We start from the raw sequence: 17563 nt of genomic DNA, 5'->3' as shown, positions 1-17563 counted from the left end.
GTTCAAGCCAGAAGGTGGGTCACGTGCTGCAGCAGCGTGCCGACGGTAGCGAACGGGCTCTGCTCGGTCTCGAAGGCGGTATCGTCCACCACGGTGATGGCCTTGCCAGTTTTCTCTTCGATGAGTCGCTCGACGGCAAGCAGCAGGCGCACCAGCGCGAGCGAATCGACGTTGCTGCCTTCGCTGAGCAGCGCGGTGTTCGGCTCGTTCGCGATCTGCGCGTCGGCGTCTTGGTCCGCGTTCACTTCGAGGATCGCCTCGTCGACGATCTGTTTTGCCAAATCACTCATGATGTTCCTTCTAGTTTAAAAATAGTCTAGGTCTGCCAGCGAAAAGAACAGGTCCGCTCGCGCCATGGCGCCGCGCCTGCCCTCGACAGCATGAACGAATATTGGTGTCGGATGCGGCAGATGGCGGTCGGGAATGCCGAGGAACGGAAAACCGCCCATCCATTTCAAGGCCGGGTTCTGCAGGTTTGCGATGGTGAACACCGCATCACAACCGGCGTCCGCCGCCATGCGCGCCGCCATAAGCTTCAAGTGCACCGATTCTCCGCCCGACAGCGGCCTCAACAACACCGAGTCCATGATGACCATGATCTTCAGCCCGGCCAGTTCGACCTGCTTGAACGCCAGATAGCCCAGGCATTCCTGTTTTTTCCAGAGCCACTTGACGTCGCCGCGGAACAAAGTGCCTTTAGAAAACCGCCAGTCGACAAACGCATCGTCTCGCGCGAGGTGCGGCCCTGCATAGTTCCGGAAGCGCCGAAACACCTCGGCCCTTTCGACTTCCTGCGGCACCGGACCGAACGCCAGCCGGGTGCCCCATGCGCAAACTCCCGCGCCCACGCGGATCAGCAACCGCCAAGGCGACGCCAGGGAATTGCCGAACGCGATGAGCGCACGGTTCGACACGAAGCGCCCGATCGCACCAGCGACGCCGATCGGCAAGCCCGCAGCCTGCAAGGTAAACGCCACCGGGAACTTGAACAGCTTGCGATAGAAGATGTCGCTCACCTCGTTCGAGGTGTGAAACACGACGTCGACTCCCTCGGGCGCCCGCACCGCACGGGTCATCGAGATCATGGTGGCGGCATTGCGCTCTCCAGGCTTCACCACGAGGTCGGTGACAGTGGCTCCTGTGCACGACTCTGCCGCGTCTAGCGATACTCGTCGCGGCTGCAGGAACGAGCGCCCCACCAGGTCACCTTGCGGGTTTCGTGCGCTGATGCTTGTGGATACGCCGGCCGGGTTGCCCAGGTGCTTCCAGCGAAGATGCTCGCGGTCGGTGACTTCGGGAGTCGAATACACCGCAGCACCGACAGCGATCTGCTCGTCGAGTCCGTCCGCCTGCAGCGCCTCCAGTCGAATCTTGTTCATCGGTGTTGCGACGCCAGCACTCAGATCTTCTTGTCGATCGAAAGAACGACGAGGCCCGCTACGACCAGCGCCAAGCCCAGCCAATAACTTCCGCTGGGCATGTTGCGCTGAATGATGGCCTGGAAAATGGCGGTGAAGAATATGGCGGTTGAGGAAATAGGGTACGCGTACTTCACGTCGAAACGCGACAGGATATAGACCCAGAAGATCATGGCAAAACCATAAATGAAGATTCCGAGCCAAAGCCATTTACTGGTGATCAGCGCATTGATCGACAAGCCTCCCAGAGAAAAAACTTCCTTGGAAGCCTGAGACAGCACCAGCTGCCCTGAACCCATGATCATTGCAAACAGCAATGTCAGCATGACATTAATCATTTGACCGCTTCGTCCGTTGTTTAGATAAATAATTTTCGGTGAATCAGTCACAGCACATGCCGTGAAATCTTCTTGTGCAAAGGTGTGCGCGGAACCGCGGCAATGTCTTGACCAAAAAATGAAAGAATCAGTTGAATTCCCATCAGGATGGGAAGTGCAGCGAGCATTACCGTGCCTGACGAGGTTTCAACGCCGGCGCGCATCGAATTGGCCCAGTGGTAAATACCGAAAACACCGCCACCACAAAACAGCAATAGTCCAACCGGCAACTCGAGCGAACCGAGCGACATATCGCGTAGATAGTAGTTATAGCCGATTCGCTTCATGAAATTTCTGGCGTGCTTGAAAAGAAACTCAGTCACGATTTTGGATATTTTCAAATTGCTCACCTCGTCGCCGTATTGCGCTTCCATAGGCACATCCATGACCACCGCACGCAACGTATTGAGCCGAAAAAGCACATCAGTTTCAAAAAAGTAGCGCCGGCTCAATTTTTCCATGGGCAAGTGTTCAGCCACACGCGCGTGAATGGCCGTGTAGCCGTTCGTCGGATCGAAGAGATCCCAATAGCCGGATGAGAGCTTGGTCATCAACGAGAGAACCGCATTGCCGAAGAGGCGGACCTTCGGCATGGCGCGGACCTTCTCCAGGTCGAAGAACCGGTTTCCCTTGGTGTAATCGGCCTCCCCCGAAAGAATGGGGTCTACAAAATTCGGAATGAGCGCCGGGTCCATCTGCCCGTCGCCATCGATCTTCACGATGACCTGGGCCCCGTCCTTTATGGCGGCGCGGTAACCGGTCATTACCGCACCGCCGACGCCTTGGTTGACTTCATGAAAAACGACGGTGATTCGCGGATCGGAACAATTGGCCTTGACAAAATTACCCGATTGGTCGGGACAGGCGTCGTCCACTACGTAGATTTTCCACACGTACGACGGGATAGATGCAATCAGCGGCGCGATGTGCCGGGTGACTTTGTAGGACGGGATCACGACCGCGATCCGGGCACTCGACATCTGCGTTTCGTAGCTGGTGGAGGTCATTGTTTGAAAGATACTTCACTGAAGGTGACGGGGATGTCGGTCTGGCCCGAGGCATAGATAACGGCAGTGGCTGCTTTTCGGGGCGCCCTGACTTCCATGGAATAGGTCGTCGCCTGGGCAACGCATTCAAAGACTTGGATGTTCGTCCCGATAAATCGGCCCTTCGCATCCATCCAGTTCACCTGCAGGCGCCCCTGCGTCGGCTGCGTTTCGCAGACGCTCCTCGCGCTGTTCTTATAGCGACGTCCGGCAACCACGGGAACCTGCTGCGTAGCCACGGCCGTCACATTGACCGAAATGCCGTCCGCGCGCCTGCTCGACATGCCAGGAGGCAGATACCAGCCGTCGTCCGTGGCGAATTCAGGGTTGCGCAGCAGTTCCTGCGCGAACCGATATTGATCCTTGACGCGACGCACCGCAATGGGCGAGAACGCGGTGACCGGGTCGCTCACCTCCTCGATCAGTTTTCTCTGCGCGGATGTGCCCCAACTGCTGTCGAGAATGAGATAGTCGCCACCGGCAAGCACCAGCGCCTTAGCCATCGAGTCGGCTGAATCGGCAGCGGTCACGGCGCGCTCGAAGTTCGGGTTGTACCAACTGGGGTACAGCGCATCGGCGTGAAGGCCTGCGCCCAGCGGTGAGGAGAACACCGCGACCCGCGAATCGTCGAGGTTGAGCTTGTTCACTACGTCGACGGCGCTGCGAATGGGAAGCCGCTCGCGCAAGAAGGCTTCCCTGCCGGTCTGACTGAGCAGCGGCTGCGCCAAGATGTCCGCGTAATGGGTGCCCGACTTCAGGAAAAGGAGGTTCAGCAGCACGACGAAGGCGCCAGCGATCCAGAGCACCCTCCTGCCGGTCGGCCAAGCGATCTCCGATTGGGAGAACGCGGCTGCGATCAACGCGACCATCAACACGAAGGCTGGGAAGATGTAGCGAAGGTAGGCGATGGACTGAAACGTAATCACCGCCGAAGCAGCACCTACGAAGAGAATCGCCAGCGCGCGCTGTTTTCCTTTGCGGGCCACCAGCACGACTGCGGGCAGCAGAAGCAGCAACCACTGGAAACCACTCGCGCCAGGCCAGCTCTCCAGAAAAGTCTCTGTGTGGAAGGTCGCTTGGTAGAGCGTGTCCCACTTGAAGCCCTTTGTCCAACGCGAGTCCTGAAAGTTGGAGAGGGGCCAAAGCTTCGAACGGAAGATTTCGTTGAAGTAGGGAAACAGCGGATTCCTGGTGATCACCCACGCGGCGAAATAAGGAATACAACCCACCATCGCGAAGAGCCCCAGGGCGCGCGCAAATCGCCCTGCCGACGCCTTCGATGTCCACGCACGAAAGCGCAACAGGAACACGATGAGCAATCCGGGCAGGATTGCCAGAGTGATCGCTTTCGCAGCCAGCGCGCCTCCTAGCAGAATCGCTGCCGAGCGAATGTCAGCGGCACGCTGCCCGTCGCGTTGCAATGCTCTGAAAAGAGAGAGCGAGCCAGCGACGGCAAATGCGGCCCATACAGATTCGATGTACAAGCTGCTGCTTTCCAGCAGCGTCAAAGGCGTCGTAAGCAAGAGCAACGCGCCCCATTTCGCCCCGGCTCGGCTGCCGCCAGCCCACAGCACAAGTTCGCGAACCAAAAAGCAGGTTGCCAAAACAAAGCCGACATTGACAAGTCGCGCACCCTCTTCGCCCGCCAGCATGTAACCTAGGGAGAACAGCCAGTCCCCCATCATCGGCATCACCGCCCACGCATAAAGACTGACATCGAAGCCCCAGGCATGGCGCGCCGCTAGATGAGCGGGAATGAACAGATGCGACGCAAGCGCATCGTGGCCGGTTTCCGGCATCAGCCCCACGACGAAATGAAGCAGCGCTACACCAACGATCAGCAGGTCCAACCAGGATGTCGACTTGCTGCGCGCGAAAGTCCTCATCGACATCAGAGCCGCGCAAACGTGCCGCCACCCTAGCGCGACTGGCAAAGCCAGGGCAAACGCATAAACGCCGGGATAGTTGACTGGCCGATGTGCAGCGAGGCCGATCAGCGAACCATAGATGACAGCCCCGACAAGCATGGCGATCAAAGCCGAAGGCTTGTTGTCTGGGTGTTTGGTCCATACAGTGAGGACCGTCGAGCCCAGAACGTAGCTCGAAAGTGCAATCCACGCCACTACCAGCGACGCGCCCGCGGTGCCTGTGGCGAGAGCGATCGCGGCGGCCGCGATCGCGCCGACCGCGATGCGGTGGATGCTGAGCCAGCGCGAACCTACCTCGACAAACAACATGCCGCCCGCCAGCACGACGGCATAGGGCCTCAACGCATCCCACCGCAGGGCTGCGATCGAATGCCAGCTCAGTTGCTGCAACCCTGTCACCGTTGCCACGATGCCCGCGAGGAGCAAGACAAGCACGGCGGTCCATCTAAAAGTCATTGGGCAGCGATCAGAAAAATGCGAGACGGCGATTTGTTCATTCATTCGCCGTCGTCAAAACCGGCCATGCGCAAGTGAATCGCCAAAGGCAATTCACATGCAGGGAGAGATAGCGTCTTGCGCCCGAACTTGCTGGTGCTGCCGCGTTGCGTGCAACGTCATTCGAATACTTCAGCTTCGTCCAGTAGCTTGCCGGCTTGGTCCTTGGTGGACAGCACGAAGTCGGTTTGAAGATCTGGCCAGGCAATCGCGATCTTCGGGTCGTTCCAGGCAATGCATCGTTCGCTGGCTGGCGAGTAGTAGTCCGTCGTCTTGTACAGAAAGTCAGCCGTATCGCTCAGCACGAGGAAACCATGCGCAAAACCTGCGGGAACCCACAACTGCTTGTGATTCTCCTCGCTCAGCTCCTGAGACACCCATTGCCCGAAGGTCGGCGACTTGCGCCGGATGTCAACGGCCACATCGAGCACCGCGCCGCGCACCACCCGCACCAGCTTGCCCTGCGGTTGTTGAATCTGGTAGTGCAAGCCCCTCAGAACGCCCTTGACGGAACGGGAGTGGTTGTCCTGAACAAAATCGACATGCGCGCCCACTGCTTCGTCGAAAGCTTTTTGGTTGAAGCTCTCGAAGAAAAAGCCCCGGCTGTCGCCGAACACCTTGGGCTCGATCACCAGCACGTCGGGAATAGCCGTGGGCGTGGCCTTCATGAGCGCACCTCGTCGTTCAAGAGTTGCCGCAGGTACTTGCCGTAGCCGCTCTTTTCCAGGGGCTTGGCGAGTTTCTCGAGTTGCTCGCTCTGGATGAATCCGTTGCGCCACGAAATCTCTTCAGGACAGGCAATCTTCAACCCCTGCCGATGCTCCAGCGTCGCAATGAACTGCCCCGCCTCCAGAAGGCTCTCGTGCGTGCCCGTGTCCAGCCACGCGTAGCCGCGCTGCATGATCTGCACATTCAACTGGTCGAGGTCGAGGTATGCCTGATTCACCGCGGTAATCTCGAGTTCGCCGCGCGCGCTCGGCTTCACGGCCTTGGCGATGTCGACCACCTGGTTGTCGTAGAAGTACAGGCCCGTCACCGCGTAGCTGCTCTTCGGCTTCACCGGCTTCTCTTCGATGCTGCTGGCTTTGCCTTTGCCGTCGAATGCGACGACGCCATAGCGCTCGGGATCGTGCACGTGGTATGCGAACACGGTCGCACCCGATTGCTTCGCATCGGCGGCCGAGAGCAGGTTCACCAGGTCGTGCCCATAGAAGATGTTGTCGCCCAGCACCAGCGCGCTCGGCGAATTGCCCACGAACCTGTCACCGATGATGAACGCCTGCGCGAGCCCGTCCGGGCTGGGCTGCACCGCGTACTGCAGGTTGATGCCCCACTGGCTGCCGTCGCCTAGAAGCTGCTGGAAGCGCGGCGTGTCCTGCGGCGTGCTGATGATGAGGATGTCGCGCATGCCGCCGAGCATCAGCGTGCTGAGCGGGTAGTAGATCATCGGTTTGTCGTACACCGGCAGGAGCTGCTTGCTCATCGCCAGCGTGGCGGGATGCAGGCGGGTGCCCGAGCCACCGGCCAGGATGATGCCCTTGCGTTGCGTTGTCGTGGTCATGTTGTTCTTCTCGTGAGCGTTCACAAAGTCTCGCGCAGCATGCGCGAGACGCCCTCCTGCCACGGGGGCAGGCGCAGGCCGAAAGTGGTCTGCAATCTGGTGGTGTCCAGGCGCGAGTTGTGCGGCCGCTTCGCCGGCGTGGGGAATGCACTGGTCGGCACCGGTTCGACGGCCTGCGGCCCGGCCTTGAGTTCGATGCCCGATTGCTGTGCCATCTCGAGCACGAAGCGCGCATAGCCGTACCACGTGGTTTCACCGCCAGCGATCGCGTGATACAGGCCCGCCTTGGCAGGATCCTGCAAGGTCGCACGAATGGCATGTGCCGTCACGTCAGCCAGCAGTTCGGCGCCGGTGGGCGCGCCGAACTGGTCGTCGATCACGGTCAGCTTGTCGCGCTCCTTGGCCAGCCGCAGCATGGTCTTGGCGAAGTTCCCGCCGCGCGCGGCATACACCCAGCTGGTGCGGAAGATCAGATGCTTCGCGCAGTTCTGCGCCACCAGTTGCTCGCCTTCGAGCTTGGTCTGGCCATACACGCTGAGCGGGCCGGTGGCGTCGTCTTCCTTCCAGGGTTTGCTGCCGCTGCCGTCGAAGACATAGTCGGTCGAGTAGTGCACCATCAGCGCACCGATCTGCTGGGCAGCCTCGGCCACGACGCCGGGCGACGTGGCGTTGAGCTTGCGAGCGAACTCGGGCTCGCTCTCGGCCTTGTCGACGGCCGTGTGCGCAGCGGCATTCACGATGACGTCGGGGCGCACTTTCAGCACCGTGTCGGCCAGCTGCTCGGGGCGGCTGAAGTCGGCGTGGAAATCGGTGCTGTCGAAATCGAGTGCGACCACCTCACCGAGCGGCGCCAGGCTGCGCTGCAGTTCCCAGCCGACCTGTCCGCCCTTGCCCAGCAGCAGCAGCTTCATGCCACGGCCTTTGCAGATGCCGCCGGCGCTGCGTCGTATTGCTTCTCGACCCACTCGCGGTAGGCGCCGCTTTGCACGTTGCGCACCCATTCGCTGTTCGCGAGGTACCACTCGACCGTCTTGCGGATGCCGGTATCGAAGGTTTCGGCGGGCTTCCAGCCGAGTTCGGCTTCGAGCTTGCGCGCATCGATGGCGTAGCGGCGGTCATGGCCGGGACGGTCGGTGACGTAGGTGACCTGCTCCTTGTACGGCTTGCCGTCGGCGCGGGGGCGCAGTTCATCGAGCAGCGCACACACGGTGTTGACGATCTCGATGTTGGGCTTCTCGTTCCAGCCGCCCACGTTGTAGGTCTCGCCGAGCCGGCCGGCCTCGAGCACGCGGCGGATGGCGCTGCAGTGGTCCTTCACGTAGAGCCAGTCGCGCACCTGCATTCCGTCGCCGTACACGGGCAGGTTCTTGCCGGCCAGCGCGTTGACGATCATCAGCGGAATCAGCTTCTCGGGGAAGTGGAACGGGCCGTAGTTGTTCGAGCAGTTGGTGGTGAGCACCGGCAGACCGTAGGTGTGGTGCCAGGCGCGCACGAGATGGTCGCTGGCGGCCTTGCTGGCCGAGTACGGGCTGTTGGGCTCGTACTTGTTTTCCTCGGTGAAGGCCGGGTCGGTCTTGGACAGCGAGCCGTAGACCTCGTCGGTCGACACGTGCAGGAAGCGGAAGGCGGTCTTTTCGTCGGCCGGCAGCGCGGTCCAGAAGCCGCGCACGGATTCGAGCAGCCGGAAGGTGCCGAGCACGTTGGTCTGCACGAAATCCTCAGGGCCGTGGATCGAACGGTCGACATGCGACTCGGCGGCGAAGTTCACGACGCCGCGCGGCTTGTGCTCGGCCAGCAGCTTGTCGACCAGCGCGCTGTCGCCGATGTCGCCCTGCACGAAGATGTGCTTCGGGTTGTCCTTGAGCGACGCGAGTGTCTCGAGGTTGCCCGCGTAGGTCAGCTTGTCGAGGTTCACGACCGGCTCGTCGGTGTTGGCGATCCAGTCGAGAACGAAATTGGCGCCGATGAAGCCGGCGCCGCCGGTAACCAGGATCATGGGGTCCCCTGCTTGTTTTGAAAAATTCGCCCCGAGGCAAATGAACCGGCGATTATCCCATCGCCTTGACGCGAAAAAGTCACAGATTGGCAACCGCGTGCGCGCCTTCTACAATCGCGCCCACTGCAGGAGAGCGGGCCACCCCGGTGGCCCTACCGAAGGCGCAAACTCCCATAAACGCTCAGGTCGGCCCGACGAAATCCACGACACGGACTTCGGCAAGGGGTCAGTACTGCACCAACTGAAACGCCGTCTGGAGAGCCGTCACGCCAACACATGGCCGTGACGCACCGAAGGAGCAAACCCGCTGCGGGCGCAGCCGGTGAATCTCTCAGGTACCGAGGACAGGGGGAGCGGCAACTTGGACTTCGGTCGTCCGGTTGCCTGCTATTTATTCAATAGCACACCACGCCCGCCGTTCAAGCGCTGCAACCTCAAAGGTATTTGAAATGCGCGTGATCGTTCTTGGCGCCGGCCTGCTCGGCGTGACCTCGGCTTATTACCTCCAGCAACTCGGCCACGAAGTGACCGTGATCGACCGGCAAGCCACGCCGGCCGCCGAGACCAGCTTCGCCAACGGCGGGCAGATCTCGGTCAGCCACGCCGAACCCTGGGCCAACCCGAGCGCGCCGCTCAAGGTGCTGCAATGGCTGGGCAAGGAGGACGCGCCGCTGCTCTTTCGCATTCGCGCCGACATGCGCCAGTGGCTCTGGGGCCTGCAATTCCTGCGCGAATGCACACCGGCGCGAACCCGGCACAACATCGAGCAGATCGTTCGTTTGGGTACATACAGCCGCGCGATGTTGCAGCAATTGCGCCGCGACACCAATCTGGCCTACGACCAGCGCACGCAGGGCATCCTGCACTTCTACACGACGCAGAAGGAATTCGATGCTGCCCTCGCCCCTGCCGAGCAGATGCGCGCGCTGGGCTGCGAGCGGCAGGTCATCTCGGCCGACGAGGCGGTGAAGATCGAGTCCGCGCTCGCCCACATCCGTCCGAAGCTGGCCGGCGCCACCTTCACCGCAGAAGACGAGTCGGGCGACGCCAACCGCTTCGCGCGCGAACTCTCGAAGCTTGCGGCCGCGGCCGGCGTGAAGTTCCTGATGAGCCACACCATCACCGCCCTGCGCGAAGCCGGCGGCAAGATCGACCATGTCGAGGCCACCGACAGCGAAGGCCGCTTCCAGCGCATCCGCGGCGATGCCTTCGTGATGGCGATGGGCTCGCTGAGCCCGCTGCTCGCGGCACCGCTGGGCATCCGCCTGCCGATCTATCCGGCCAAGGGCTATTCGGTCACGCTGCCCGTGAAGGACGCCTCGAAAGCCCATCAGGTCTCGCTGACCGACGACGAGTTCAAGCTGGTGTTCTCGCGCTACACGTCGGAGTCCGGCGACCGCCTGCGCATCGCCGGAACAGCCGAACTCAACGGCTACGACCGCGACCTGAACCGGATTCGCTGCGAAGCCATCGTGCGCCGTGTCGAAGAGCTGTTCCCGGGCGCCGGCGACACCACGCAGGCCCAGTTCTGGACCGGCCTGCGCCCGGCCACGCCGAGCAATGTGCCGCTGATCGGCAAGACGAAGCTGCCGAACCTGTTTCTGAACACGGGCCACGGCACGCTGGGCTGGACGCACGCCTGCGGCTCGGGCAAGTCGATCGCGCGGATCGTGAGCGGCTTGGCGCCCGAGGTGGATTTCGCGTTCACCGGCATGCCGGCGCCGCAGCAGGGCGCACTGCAGCCGGCCTGACAGCCTGGCCGCGGCGTTCGCTCAGTCGTCGCTGGTGAACACCGTGAGCACCCCGGTATAGCCATACAGGTGATGCCGGGCAATCTCGCCCGCGGCGAAGAAACCGACCAGCGGCACGTCGCCGAGGGCATGCCGCACGATCTGCAATTCGGCGCCTGGCGCGCCGAAGTGCGGACCGCCGCGGCCGGAGCAGCTCACGTACACCGCACCCGCGATGCGCCTTGCCGGGTGCGGTGCGGCCTCGGCTTCGCCGGCGGCCACGGCGCGCGCGGTGGCCAGCGTCTGCTCCTCGGGCTCGAGCTCCTCGCGGATTTCCGCGCAGATGCGCATCAGGTCGGCGCGCGCGGCCTGCGCGTTGCGGCGGCAGAAGGTCAGCCGCATGCCGGCTTCGGCGGTGTCGGCGATGGCAATGCCGCGGCGGGTGGGATCGAGTCCGATGATGTGTCGCACCAGCACGTCGGCGCCCAGGTCGCCGGTGCGGCGGATGCCGTCGCTGCCTGCGTCGGCCAGGCCGACCAGGGTGTTGCGCACCGCGTCGATGGCTTCCTGCGGCCGGTCGAGCGACACCTGCAGGTCGGCGAGCAACACGTCGAGCGCCGGCTCGCCGTCGAGCCTGAGCAGCAGGTTGCCGTCGGCTTCGGTGATCTCGCGCTGGCGCCCCGCGCTCGAGCGCAGCGGCTGGCAGCCCTGCGTGACGCGCGACACCAGCCGCACGCCCTCGCCGAACACCACGCCCGACAACCCGCCCGAGAAAACGCCGCCCGCCGCGCCCTGGCCGCGGATGTTGCCGTTGCCGCCAATGGCGAACTGCAGCGCGCCGTGGCGGCTCGAGGACAGGCCGCCGAACAGGTAGCCGGTGTCGGTGCGCCCGGCCATCTCGCCGATCAACTCGGCCAGGTCGGGCGTGGCGGGGTCGGCATGCACCAGTGCGGTGTGCGCCTCGAAACCGCTCATTTCGGAACTGCCCAGCGGCGCCACGCCCGAGAACACCCGGTACTGGTCGCTGGGCAGCGCGCACAGCATCAGGCTGATGCCGGGCTCGTCGAAATACTCGGCGTTGTTAGCCGATACGCCGACGCCCACGGTGCCCGACCAGTCGGTCACCTCTGGCAACTCGGCGCTCAGGTGGTCGAGGATGTCCTGCGCGTCGCTCGCGTAGTGGTCGGTGATGTAGAGCAGGCCGAGCGTCGGCGACGATGCGTAGTCGGGCAGGGCCATCTGCGCGCGCAACTGGGCCAGCACGAGGCCGGCCGCCATGCGCCATTGCGGATGGGTGGCATGGCCGGAGGGAAACAACTTCATGATGCGTGCCAACCCGTTCTCTTCGAAAGATAGATGTGTATGACGTCAGCGCCGCGCGGAGGTTCGCTTGCGCGCTGCGGTGGTGGAGGTCTTCTTCTTCGCAGCCGGCGCAGCGGCCTTCCTGGCGGGCGCCGGCTTGCGGGCGGCGGCGGCAGCGGGCTTGCCGCCCATCGCCTTGCCGACCGCGTCGGCCAGCGGCTGCGCCATGGCGGGCACCTTCAGCTGGGCCGCATCCTGCAGTGCGGACGTGGCGATCTGCTGGAACTGCTCGGTGAGCGAGCCCCACCATTGCATCGGGTCGACCACGCCGGCGGCGCCGGCCTTGGCGTCAGCCTTCGCACCGGCCGACGCCCTGGCGCGCGGCTTCTTCGGTACCGGCGTCTCCTCTTCTTCAGGCGCTTCGTCCTCGATCTCTTCGACGTCCTCGGGCTCGGGCTCGGGTGCCGCGGCGGCAGGCGCCGGTGCGGGCGCCATCGCGCCCGCCTGCCTGGTGAAGGCGCTGGCGATGTCTTCCATCCGCACGTTCATGCCGCGCAACGTCGACAGCGTCATCTTCTGCACCTCGAGCGCCTGGATCGTGGCCTTGAGCGCATGGCCGTTCTGCTCGAGCCAGTACTGCACCGTCTTGAGCTCCTGGATGCGCTTGTCGACTTCTTCCACGCTCAGCGTGGGCGCCACCCAGCTCGCCAGGCTTGGAATGCCGGGCACCGAACCGCCGCCAGCGGCGGCACCGCCGGCAAGGTTCTTCAGGAAGTCGAATCCGGGAACGAACTGGCTGAAGTCGAAGGGCTTGCTGGTATTGCTCATGCGGCAGGTCTCCGGGGTGGGTTTTCTTGTGTTGCCAGCTTACTCCAAGGCCCCGGGGTTTTCGCGGCCGTCAGAGTTCGCTGCGCGCCTTGCTGAACACCTTCCAGAACGTGGCGTCCTGCGAGGTGGCGAAGTTGATCCGCATCATCGTGCTGGGCGGCCGCCGTGCGTGAAAGAGCGAGCCCGGCGCCAGCAGGTAGCCCTGGTCGAGCATGCGCTGGGTGAGTGCGTCGGTGTCCACGCCGGTGTCGACCCAGCCGAAGAGCCCGGCCGGCTCCGAGGCGAAGCGGCAGCCGTGCGCCATCGCCAGCTTCACCGCGCGTCCGCGCGCCCCGTCGAGCCGGATGCGCACGCGCTCCGAGTGCCGGCGCAGTTGCCCCTGGTCGATGCACCACGACAGGGCCCGCTCGAACAGCGTGGGCGAAGTCAGCGTGGCCAGCAGCTTGGTCTCGAGCAGCCGCTCCTTCAGCGCGGGCGGCGCGGCCAGGAAGCCGATGCGCCAGTTGGGCGCCAGGATCTTGGCGAAGCCGCTCACGTAGATGGTGCGCTGCAGCCCGTCGAGCGCGCTCAGCCGGGTGGCGTGCTCGGGCGCGAGGTGGCTGTAGGTGTCGTCCTCGACGATGTGGAAGCCGTGCTCGTTGGCCAGTTGCAGCACGCGGTGCGCGCTGCCGGGGGTGAGGCTGTAGCCGGTCGGGTTGTGCAGCACGCTCACGCTCACGAACAGCTTCGGGCTGTGCAGCTTGCAGTACTGCGCCATCACGTCCAGGTCGGGCCCGTCGGCACGCCGCGGCACCGGCAGGATGCGCATGCCCAGCGCCTCGAGCCGCGCGAACTCCAGCGCCCAGCCCGGCTCCTCGACCATCACCGGGTCGCCGGCGCGCAGCAACGTGCGGCTCACGATGTCCAGCGCATGCGTGGCGCCGATGGTGGTCACGATCTGGTCGGGCGCGGCCGGCACGTTGATGCCCACCAGCTTCTGCGACAGGCTGCGCCGCAGGCTCATGTCGCCGGCGGGCTCGCCGTACTGCAGCGACAGCTCCTGCAGCGAGGCTGTATTGGTCATGCGGCGCACGGCCGTGGCCATGAAGGTGGACGACATCCAGTCCGGCGGGAACACGCCCATGCCCGGCTGCGGCTTGTCGCTCGGCCGGTGGAACATGCTGCGGATGAGCGAGCTGGCGTCGGCCGGCACGCGCGAGGCCATCATCTGCACAGCCAGTGCGGCCGGCATGCCGCTCACGCCGCCTGCGTCCGAGCCCTTGCCCGGACGGGTGTCCTGCACGGGCGCGGAGTCGCGCACGTAGAAGCCGCGCTGCCGTCGGGCCTCCACCAGGCCCTGCGCCAGCAGCTGGTCGTAGGCGGCGACCACGGTGTACGGGCTCACGCCCTGCTGCCGCGCGCACTCGCGCACCGAGGGCAGGCGGGCGCCGGGCGGCAGCAGGCGGGTGCGGATGCGCTCGGCCAGGCGGTCGGCCAACTGCCCCGTCAGCGACTGTGTGGAGGTGCGTGTCAGCATGCGTTTTTCGGGAGACACGGGGCCGGGCGGAGCGGCTTCTGTGTCGAAGGGTTGACCAATACAGATTGCAGGTTTGTTTGATCAACTGTACTGCAACTGTAATGGTCTCAAGTTTAGAGTGTGTGCCATGAACTGGCAAGAATTCACCGCGCTGCTGGTGCTGGCCACGGCGATGAGTTTCTCGCCCGGTCCCAACACCACGCTTTCGACCGCACTGGCGGCCAACGGCGGCCTGCCGCGCGCGATGCGGTTCGTGATGGCAGTGCCTGTCGGCTGGACGCTGCTGCTGGCGCTGAGCGCCGCCGGCATCGGCGCGCTGGTGGTGGCCATGCCCTCGCTGCGGCTGGCGATCAAGGCGCTGGGCATCGGCTACCTGCTGTGGCTGGCGTACAAGCTCAGCGGCAGCGGCACCCTCGGCAAGGCCGACGGCGCGAACCTGACGGTCGGCTTCGGCCAGGGCGTGATGCTGCAGTTCGTGAACATCAAGGCCTGGTTGCTCGCGCTCACGCTGGTGGCGGGCTGGATCGCCGGCCAGCCCGACGCGTTCGGACGCTTCGTCATCGTCGCGCCGGTGATGCTGGTCTACGCCTTCGCCAGCAACTTCGCCTATGCGCTGGTCGGCGCGCTCCTGCGCGAGTGGCTTGCCAAGGGCGCACGCCTGTTGTGGTTCAACCGCGCGATGGGCCTGGTGCTGGTGCTCACGGCCTGGTGGATGGTGACGGTATGAGGTTGGCCAACCCTCAGGCTTCGCGCACTTCGTGTCGCTTCTCCTCCCCCCTTGCAGGGGGCAATGCCTGTGGCCCGGCGAAGCCGGTTCCACGGCATTTCGCGAAGGAATGCCGCCCCTTTTTGGCGGCGTTTCTTTCTTTGGGTGCGTGCGCATGAAGAGCATCAAGGACGAGACGCTGGGCATGTGGCTGGGCGTGCTGGGTGTGGCGATGTTCGCCATCACACTGCCGATGACGCGCCTGGCCACCGGCCCGCAGGACGCGCCGCAGCTGTCGCCCTGGTTCGTGACGCTCGGACGCGCGGCGCTGGCGGGCGTGCTGTCGGCGATCTTCCTGCTGGTCACGCGCTCGGCGCGGCCGGCGGCGCACCAGTGGAAGTCGCTGGGGGTCGCGGTGCTGGGCAACTGCATCGGGTTTCCGCTGCTGCTGGCCTATGCGCTGCGCGTGGTCACGGCCAGCCATGCGGCAGTGGTGACGGCGCTGCTGCCGCTGGTCACGGCGGCGGTCGCGGCCTGGGTGCTGCACCAGCGCGCGCGGCTCGGCTTCTGGCTCTGCGCGGTCGCGGGCAGTCTGCTGGTGGTGGTGTTCTCGGTGCTGCGCGCGAGCCAGACGGGCCACGGCTTCGGCTTCGAATGGGCCGACCTGCTGCTGGTCGGCGCGGTGATCGCAGCCTCGTTCGGCTACATCTACGGCGCGCAGGTCACGCCGTCGCTGGGCGCCGAGCGGGTGATCTGCTGGGTCTGCGTGATGGCGTTGCCTGTCACCCTGCCGGCCACGCTCCTGCTGTGGCCGACGCAGCCGGTCGCCACCTCGTCGTGGCTGGGCTTCGTGTACGTGGGCATGTTCTCGATGTGGATCGGCTTCTTCGCGTGGTACCGCGGCCTGGCCCTGGGCGGCGCGCTGCGCGTGAGCCAGACCCAGCTGCTGCAGCCGTTCCTGTCGATCCTGGCATCGATCCCGATCCTGGGCGAGCCGCTCGACCTGGTGACGCTGGGCTTCGCCGTCGCGGTGGTGGCCACGGTGGTGATCGGCAAGCGGCTGTCGCAGCCGGCAAGTGCGGGCACGGGCGCCGTTCCCCCGACCGCTCCCGCGCCGAGGAGAGGCTGATGTCCGGTCCGCGCTTCCCAAACATGTACATCGCGCTGGACGGTGAACCCGCCAGCGCCGGCAACGGCAGCAGGGTCGCGCGCGACGCGCCCGGCACCGACGCCATCGACGCCGCCCACGAGGCGGCCCTGCGCCACGGCGGCCTCGACGAAGGCGCGCCGGGCCCTCGCCCGCACCCACGCTGCGGCCAGGGCTATTGCGGCGCCTGTCCGCGCGACCCGGACGGCAACAAAATGCCCCCTGTCCCCCGCGCGGCCCTCCGGTCCGCCTGTACGCTCCCCACCCGAATCTCACCCTCACCGCCTGAAAGAAGATCCCCATGAACTGGAAACTCGCCGCTCGCGCCGCAAAGATGAACCCCTCGGTGCTGCGTGAAATCCTCAAGGTCACCGAACGCCCCGGCATCATCAGCCTGGCCGGCGGCCTGCCCTCGCCCAAGACCTTCCCGATCCAGGCCTTCGCCGATGCATGCGCCGAAGTGCTGCACAACGACGGCCAGGCGGCCCTGCAGTACGCCGCCAGCGAAGGCTACGGCCCGCTGCGCCAGGCCGTGGCCGACATGCTGCCGTGGGAGGTCGACCCCTCGCAGGTGCTCATCACCACCGGTTCGCAGCAAGGCCTCGACCTGGTGGCCAAGGTGCTGATCGACCCGGGCAGCAAGGTGCTGGTCGAGACCCCCACCTACCTCGGCGCGCTGCAGGCCTTCGGTCCGATGGAACCCCATCCGGTGGGCGTGGCCAGCGACGACGACGGCGTGGTGGTCGACGACCTGGTGGCCAAGGCGAAGGACGCGCGCTTCATCTACCTGCTGCCCAACTTCCAGAACCCCACCGGCCGCACCATGACCGAGGAGCGCCGCGCCGCGGTGTCCGCCGCGGCCGCCGCCGCCGGCCTGCCGATCGTCGAGGACAACCCCTACGGCGAACTCTGGTTCGACGAAGCCCCTCCGCTGCCGCTGGCCGCGCGCAACCCCGAAGGCGTGATCTACCTGGGCTCCTTCTCGAAGGTGCTGGCACCGGGCCTGCGCCTCGGCTTCCTGGTGGCACCCAAGTCGATCTATCCGAAGCTGCTGCAGGCCAAGCAGGCGGTCGACCTGCACACGCCGATCTTCACGCAGCGCATGGTCTCCGCAGTGATGAAGGACGGTTTCCTCGACACCCACGTGCCCACCATCCGCGCGCTCTACAAGAGCCAGCGCGACGCCATGATGGCCGCGCTCACGCGCGAGATGAAGGGCCTGGACGTGAAGTTCAACGCGCCCAAGGGCGGCATGTTCCTGTGGGCGCGCCTGCCCGAGGGCATCGACACCGTCACGCTGCTGCCCAAGGCGGTGGAGCGCAACGTGGCCTTCGTGCCCGGCGCACCGTTCTACGCCGGCGAGGGCGACCCGCGCACGCTGCGCCTGTCGTTCGTGACGGCCAGCGTCGAGCAGATCGACACGGCCATTGCCGCGCTCGCGCAGACGCTGCGCGAAGAGCTGGTGCTGCTCGGCGACAAGACGCTCGCCGCCGCGCAGATCTGAGCCGGCCCG

The 17563-nt window shown here is 64.9% G+C and carries 16 protein-coding genes and 2 riboswitches; of the genes, 4 read left to right on the top strand and 12 right to left on the bottom strand.

Annotated elements, in window-relative coordinates:
- Positions 1-2: 2 nt before the first annotated feature.
- The 9 genes from AACL56_RS06380 to rfbB all read right to left on the bottom strand — a co-directional run bounded on the left by AACL56_RS06380 (position 3) and on the right by rfbB (position 8821).
- Positions 3-290 (bottom strand): hypothetical protein, encoded by a 288-nt coding sequence (locus tag AACL56_RS06380; protein ID WP_187113771.1) that lies wholly within the window; start codon positions 288-290, stop codon positions 3-5.
- Between the two features lie 15 nt (positions 291-305).
- On the bottom strand, positions 306-1379 hold the full coding sequence (locus AACL56_RS06375) for a hypothetical protein (protein ID WP_339088981.1): 1074 nt from the start codon (positions 1377-1379) through the stop codon (positions 306-308).
- 20 nt (positions 1380-1399) lie between these two features.
- Positions 1400-1744, bottom strand: a complete 345-nt coding sequence (locus tag AACL56_RS06370; protein WP_339088980.1) for a hypothetical protein — start codon at positions 1742-1744, stop codon at positions 1400-1402.
- A 59-nt stretch (positions 1745-1803) separates the two neighbouring features.
- Positions 1804-2802 (bottom strand): glycosyltransferase, encoded by a 999-nt coding sequence (locus AACL56_RS06365; RefSeq protein WP_339088979.1) that lies wholly within the window; start codon positions 2800-2802, stop codon positions 1804-1806.
- The gene (locus AACL56_RS06360) at positions 2799-5270 is read right to left on the bottom strand and encodes a hypothetical protein (RefSeq protein WP_339088978.1); all 2472 of its coding nucleotides are present in this window, start codon (positions 5268-5270) and stop codon (positions 2799-2801) included. Before AACL56_RS06360 ends, AACL56_RS06365 begins: the two co-directional genes overlap by 4 nt.
- 113 nt (positions 5271-5383) lie before the next feature.
- Positions 5384-5932, bottom strand: a complete 549-nt coding sequence (gene rfbC / locus AACL56_RS06355) for a dTDP-4-dehydrorhamnose 3,5-epimerase (RefSeq protein WP_339088977.1) — start codon at positions 5930-5932, stop codon at positions 5384-5386.
- Positions 5929-6825: a glucose-1-phosphate thymidylyltransferase RfbA gene (rfbA, locus tag AACL56_RS06350; protein ID WP_339088976.1), complete on the bottom strand. Its 897-nt coding sequence runs from the start codon at positions 6823-6825 to the stop codon at positions 5929-5931. The genes rfbC and rfbA overlap by 4 nt, the downstream gene beginning before the upstream one ends.
- 20 nt (positions 6826-6845) lie before the next feature.
- Complete coding sequence (rfbD, locus tag AACL56_RS06345; protein ID WP_339088975.1) at positions 6846-7736, bottom strand: dTDP-4-dehydrorhamnose reductase; 891 nt, start codon at positions 7734-7736, stop codon at positions 6846-6848.
- Positions 7733-8821 carry a dTDP-glucose 4,6-dehydratase gene (rfbB, locus tag AACL56_RS06340; protein ID WP_339088974.1) on the bottom strand — a complete coding sequence of 363 codons (1089 nt, stop codon included), beginning with the start codon at positions 8819-8821 and terminating at the stop codon, positions 7733-7735. The genes rfbD and rfbB overlap by 4 nt, the downstream gene beginning before the upstream one ends.
- 116 nt (positions 8822-8937) lie before the next feature.
- Positions 8938-9047: riboswitch (glycine riboswitch) on the top strand.
- 17 nt (positions 9048-9064) lie between these two features.
- Positions 9065-9179, top strand: a riboswitch (glycine riboswitch).
- A 91-nt stretch (positions 9180-9270) separates the two neighbouring features.
- Between rfbB and AACL56_RS06335 the strand changes: the two genes are divergently transcribed.
- The gene (locus tag AACL56_RS06335) at positions 9271-10572 is read left to right on the top strand and encodes a D-amino acid dehydrogenase (RefSeq protein WP_339088973.1); all 1302 of its coding nucleotides are present in this window, start codon (positions 9271-9273) and stop codon (positions 10570-10572) included.
- Positions 10573-10593: 21 nt separating this feature from the next.
- Here AACL56_RS06335 and AACL56_RS06330 read toward each other — a convergent pair whose 3' ends face one another.
- The 3 genes from AACL56_RS06330 to AACL56_RS06320 form a co-directional block, all read right to left on the bottom strand.
- Positions 10594-11874: an FIST signal transduction protein gene (locus AACL56_RS06330; RefSeq protein WP_339088972.1), complete on the bottom strand. Its 1281-nt coding sequence runs from the start codon at positions 11872-11874 to the stop codon at positions 10594-10596.
- 45 nt (positions 11875-11919) lie between these two features.
- Positions 11920-12681 (bottom strand): PhaM family polyhydroxyalkanoate granule multifunctional regulatory protein, encoded by a 762-nt coding sequence (locus AACL56_RS06325; RefSeq protein WP_339088971.1) that lies wholly within the window; start codon positions 12679-12681, stop codon positions 11920-11922.
- 70 nt (positions 12682-12751) lie between these two features.
- The gene (locus AACL56_RS06320) at positions 12752-14197 is read right to left on the bottom strand and encodes a PLP-dependent aminotransferase family protein (protein WP_339088970.1); all 1446 of its coding nucleotides are present in this window, start codon (positions 14195-14197) and stop codon (positions 12752-12754) included.
- Positions 14198-14324: 127 nt separating this feature from the next.
- On the opposite strand from AACL56_RS06320, the gene AACL56_RS06315 reads away from it, so the two are divergent.
- The 3 genes from AACL56_RS06315 to AACL56_RS06305 all read left to right on the top strand — a co-directional run bounded on the left by AACL56_RS06315 (position 14325) and on the right by AACL56_RS06305 (position 17554).
- Entirely contained in the window at positions 14325-14924 is a 600-nt protein-coding gene (locus AACL56_RS06315) for a LysE family translocator (RefSeq protein WP_339088969.1), read from the top strand.
- Positions 14925-15078: 154 nt separating this feature from the next.
- A complete protein-coding gene (locus AACL56_RS06310) occupies positions 15079-16032 on the top strand; it encodes a DMT family transporter (protein ID WP_339088968.1) in 954 nt (317 codons plus the stop codon).
- 319 nt (positions 16033-16351) lie between these two features.
- Complete coding sequence (locus tag AACL56_RS06305) at positions 16352-17554, top strand: PLP-dependent aminotransferase family protein (protein WP_339088967.1); 1203 nt, start codon at positions 16352-16354, stop codon at positions 17552-17554.
- The last annotated feature ends 9 nt before the right edge of the window (positions 17555-17563 follow it).

This window comes from Variovorax paradoxus (assembly GCF_902712855.1).
Taxonomy (GTDB): domain Bacteria; phylum Pseudomonadota; class Gammaproteobacteria; order Burkholderiales; family Burkholderiaceae_C; genus Variovorax; species Variovorax paradoxus_Q.
This window is presented reverse-complemented; position numbering and strand designations above follow the sequence as displayed.